4 protein-coding genes are annotated in these 5,004 nt (G+C 37.2%); all 4 read left to right on the top strand.

All coding sequences use genetic code 11. The annotated features are described in order from the left end of the window. Window positions 1–476: hemolysin III family protein (locus L652_RS0102980; protein ID WP_024603270.1), on the top strand; the 476-nt coding region annotated here is incomplete at its 5' end. A gap of 285 nt (window positions 477–761) precedes the next feature. Continuing rightward, entirely contained in the window at window positions 762–2,159 is a 1,398-nt protein-coding gene (locus tag L652_RS0102985) for a hypothetical protein (RefSeq protein WP_024595249.1), read from the top strand. Between the two features lie 137 nt (window positions 2,160–2,296). Continuing rightward, on the top strand, window positions 2,297–2,815 hold the full coding sequence (locus tag L652_RS0102990) for a hypothetical protein (protein ID WP_024595248.1): 519 nt from the start codon (window positions 2,297–2,299) through the stop codon (window positions 2,813–2,815). 434 nt (window positions 2,816–3,249) lie between these two features. Next, window positions 3,250–4,602: an MFS transporter gene (locus L652_RS0102995; protein ID WP_275451727.1), complete on the top strand. Its 1,353-nt coding sequence runs from the start codon at window positions 3,250–3,252 to the stop codon at window positions 4,600–4,602. The last annotated feature ends 402 nt before the right edge of the window (window positions 4,603–5,004 follow it).

Genomic DNA, 5,004 nt, shown 5'->3' on the forward strand with positions numbered 1-5,004 from the left:
GTCTATTTGTGCTGTTTTTGTCATCCACTTTGTACCACGCTAGTATTCAACCGCGCTTAAGAGCCTTTTATAAAAAGTGCGATCACTGCGCCATATACTTATTAATTGCCGGCACCTACACTCCCTTTTTATTAATCTCATTAAACGGTGCTTGGTCATGGGCAACACTTACATTTATTTGGGCGGTGGCACTGGCGGGCGTAGCGTACAAAGTATTTGTAAAAAACGGTAATAAAAAAATATCACTCGCCACCTACTTACTCATGGGCTGGTTTGCACTGGCTATTGTATATCCGCTTTATTCAAGTGTTGATGTAAAAGCACTTTACTGGCTACTTGCCGGCGGTATTTTTTATAGTTTAGGTACATTATTTTACAGCGCTAAAAGCACCCAATTTAGCCACGCTATCTGGCACTTATTTGTTATTGCTGGGTGTGTTTGCCATTATATTTCAATTAGTAATTATGTTTATTAGGCAGGTAAAGCCATGTAGAATGGTCTGGTTTGAGCGAGAAGCGGTCATTGAGGTGAGTAGTCATTAATTTAGTAAGAATAAGAGCAAAATCTCCTCTTTTTTACATGTTTATATAGGCTACAGAAAGCATAATATTTATAGCTGGCAATAGTTTACGCTATTTGCTATTAATATAAGTTCATAAAATAAGGACGTTTTCGCGCTAAAATAGTGAAAGTGTCCTCTTATAAAGATGTTATACATCATAAGTTGTCTTCACTTCTACTAGTATATTAAAGGATGAATATGTCTCTCCAATTTAGTGATTTAGACGAGTTACTTTCGAAAGTTCGCAACACCCATGCTAAAAAATATTTTAATGAAGCTATTGTTGCTTATCGCTCTGGAGCATATAGAGCTTCAGTTATATCAACTTGGATTGCTATTTGTGTAGATGTAATTGAAAAAGTTAGAGAATTAAGTGTGAGCAACGACGCTTCTGCTAAAGTAATTGAGGCTAAACTAGATGCAATTCAGCCAAATAACTTTGCAGGTATGCAGGCATTTGAAAAAGATATATTAACTTATGCCTGTGATGATTTAGAAATCATATCCCATATTGAAAAAGCTCACTTGGAACGAATAAAAGATGATCGCAATGTTTGTGCACATCCTACATTTTCAGCCGATGGGCGACAATTTACACCATCACCTGAGTTAACACGTGCATACATCGTACAGGCGGCTAGTTACTTATTACTAAAACTTCCAATGAAAGGGAAAGTAATAGTTCAAGATATTTATAGTTTAATTAATGAAGAGTCATTCCCTGAGGAAGATGAAAAAGCATTTACTGTTCTTTCATCTGATAAATATTTAGGTCGTGTCCGTGACAGTAGTGCTAGAAACTTAACAATAATCTTATTAAAGAGATTATTTAAAGATGAAGATGGTCTTGAACAAGCCCTATTAGCTAAACTTTCAGCTTCAATGGGAGCCATTAGTAGAATTTTCCCAGTAGTATATAGTGATGTTATTCAAGATAAATTATCACAAATGTTAGCCGACACTGATGATCGAAAACTACTGAGGTGTTTACCATTTTTAAATAGAAGACCTGAGGTGTGGTCCAAGATTGATGAGGCTATTGTCGTAAGGTTAGATGGGTGTATTTCAAATATGGACTTAGAAAAAATGCTCCATTATCAAGTCACAGATTTAGCAGACAAAATACCAAATGTTAATGCCATTTTCCTTAGAGCAATTAAACAAGATGGTTTTGATAGCATATATAAGTTATTGAAATCTACTCCGTATCCATCGCTAAAAAATGAAGCTATCAGTTATTTTGTAAAGTCCGGTACTTTTGCAGCCGCATACTCTAACGGGATGAGTATCCTTATTCCTTACTCTAAGTTTATTGAAGACAATGATTTGAAAGTATTGTTTAAAGGGGTAATTGATAATGAAACATGGGGAATTAATCAAATATTAGATGCTGGTGCTATAGATGAAGTTTTTCGTAATTTATACTCTGAAACAAAGGGGAATGTTGTTAGTCATTCGGAAATATGGGTTGAATTTATAAGCTCAATAAAGGCTAAAGGTTTTGAGTATAAATCATTGAATGCTTTACTAATTGACGATGGTTACATCAAGGCAGAGCCTGAGAAAGAAAAAGAAGTAGCTGACGCTGAAATATAAAATGCATAACGAGAGCTTCAATTCGCTCTCAAGTTCGCTCGGTCAATTAACAATCGGTTATTGTCGCTGAGCTTAATATTTTAGCCCATTATTAATCGCTGTTTAGGCGAGCATTATATTTCTAGGAGAGTTACCAGTTGAATTGGATTATTGAGATATTCGCAGATAAGTCTGATCAAGCTAAACTGGTGGCAATACTGATATCGGCTGTAGTCGCAATCTTTGTTGTATTACTTAATCAATGGTTTGTATCAAGGCGTTCTAAGCGCGAGTTGCTTATTGAAAAAATTGAAGAGCTATTTTCAGCATCCAATGAATATGTTTCTGCATGCAGAGAATTGATGGAGGCTCTATCGCAGCAAGGTATTGATCACCCTGAAAGATATTATGAATATCCTAGCGAGTCAGTTAATAAACTGAATGACTCAATTACCAAAATGCAAATAATTTGTGGTCTCTATTTCCGGGCCGAGAATTTTTCACCAGATGACTTCTATATATGGCGCATGCCAATTTTAGAAATTGCCTATAAAGGAAAGTCTCTTCCAGAGGGAGAAGGTCATATGGCCTATGAGGATTCTAGGGCTCATATTAGAAAAAGTAGAGAAAAACTAGATGCTCTATGTAAAAGACTAATGCGAAAGCATGGGCATTAAAAACATAACAGGTTTGCCAATTTGACGTTTTGGTGTTCGCTCCGTTTTGGGGTGGCTACGCCACTTTATCCCAAAACCCTACTACACAAAATGCAAATGACAAAGGTGTTACCAATGCCTGCTGTTGGCACAGATGCGACTGTCGGATCAAGTCTGAGCTAGTACAATTAAGCGGTTATGTGAAGCTTAAAGGCATGTTTATTTATATTAACTAATCTACGGTATTACTTTTTCAATGGTCTACAAAGTAATACCTCATCATATTGGACCAAGAAATACGCTGCTTTAAAGTTACGTTGATGCTTAGTAGACCAAACTTGCTACCTCCTTTGCTATTAGCAATAATAAACGCACTCGCAACCAATGCTTTCAAGCACCACTTTTTATTATTTTTATAGTCTACGCGTTAAGGACCATATTTGTTTAAACTCCCTATTACTACCATCGCGCTTATAATTGTATGCAGCGGATCTATTATCGGACCTCTTGGTATGGCCGGTGTCAACATTGCCATTCCAAATCTTGCTCAAGATTTACAAGCAAGCGCTAAAATGATTGGTTGGATGCCGACCCTTTACTTACTTAGTAGCGTGATATTTATGCTGCCTTGCGGGAAAATAGCCGATAATTATGGTCGCAAGCGAGTCTATGCATTTGGCTTAAGCTTAAATGCACTAGCATCACTGATGTGTGCTAGTGCATCATCAATTGAATGGGTGCTTTTTTGGCGTTTTGTACAAGGCGCTGCAGGAGCAATGATTTTTGGTATTGGTGTAGCTATTATTACCTCTATTACACCAAATAATAAAAGAGGTATGGCACTAGGCACCTCTGCAGCATGTGTTTATATAGGCTTAAGTGCGGCCCCTGCAGTAGGCGGTTGGCTGACAGAAATATGGGGATGGCGAGCTGTATTTTACTCTCAAATTCCGCTTGTACTTCTGCTACTGCTTTCTATTAAACTTTTTTTACATGGTGAGTGGAAAAACGATAAAAAATCTTCGTTTGACTGGTGGGGTACTGGGCTTTTCTCACTCTTTGCAATATGTTTAGTATTAGGGCTCAGTGATTTACCCACTATGACTGGCTGGGGTTTAACATTACTTTCGGTAATAAGCTTAGGATTATTTATTATTCACCAAAGTAAAAGTAGGCGACCATTAATCAGAGTACAAATGTTTTTAGAAAGCAGAGTATTTAGCTTATCACTATCTACATCGTTTCTAATGTACGCCAGTAATTTTTCATTGGCTTTTTTGTTAAGCTTATATCTGCAATATATTAAAGGGTTAAGTCCTTCTCATGCTGGCCAAATCGTTTTACTGCAAGCGGTTTCTATGGCCATTATGGCACCATTGTCAGGTAAACTTTCAGATAAAATACAGCCACGCATAATAGCTACATTTGGCTGTATAATTGTTATGGTCAGCTTTTTTTTACTATCACTGTTATCTATGGACTCAAGTATCACATACATAAGTGGCTCACTGTTATTGTTAGGTGTTGGCTTTGGCTTATTCTCAACGCCTAACAATAATGCAATTATGGGCGCTGTAGATAAGAATGAGTTAGGCGTAGCCTCTTCTTCCATGAATTTATCACGCACAATTGGTAATTTATTTGGAATGAGTTTAGTCAATCTAATTGTCCATTATTATTTAGGCGACAAAACTTTTTCGGCGCAAAATAGCACTGCATTAATGAGTACAATCTCGCTGGCATTTAATATTTCGTTGGGTTGTGTGGTTTTGGCAAGCTGTATTTCTGCACTTCGGGGAAAAGCTTAACGCTTTTTAATTAAGAATTTAATATTATACGGACTATAGCCAAGAAGTACTCGGCTATAGTCACTTAAATTTATAACACGTTAGCAAAACAAAACTACTTACAGTCGTGTGATATGAGCATGGCAATACCCATGCCCCCGCCAATACAAAGTTTTGTAAGCCCTTCTGCTTTGTTCGCATGCTTCATTTGATATATTAACGAAACTAAAATACGACAACCTGAAGCTCCAATTGGATGACCAAGTGCAACCGCCCCCCGTTAACATTTACTTTATTACTATCCAACCCCCAACGCAGTATTTACATGCAAAGCTTGATCTGAAAATGCCTCATTGGCTTCAATTAAATCTATATCATGCACACTTGCCAGCCCGCTTTTTTACACACAGCCTGCATGGCCGC

This window comes from Pseudoalteromonas sp. TB25 (genome assembly GCF_000497995.1).
GTDB lineage: Bacteria > Pseudomonadota > Gammaproteobacteria > Enterobacterales > Alteromonadaceae > Pseudoalteromonas > Pseudoalteromonas distincta.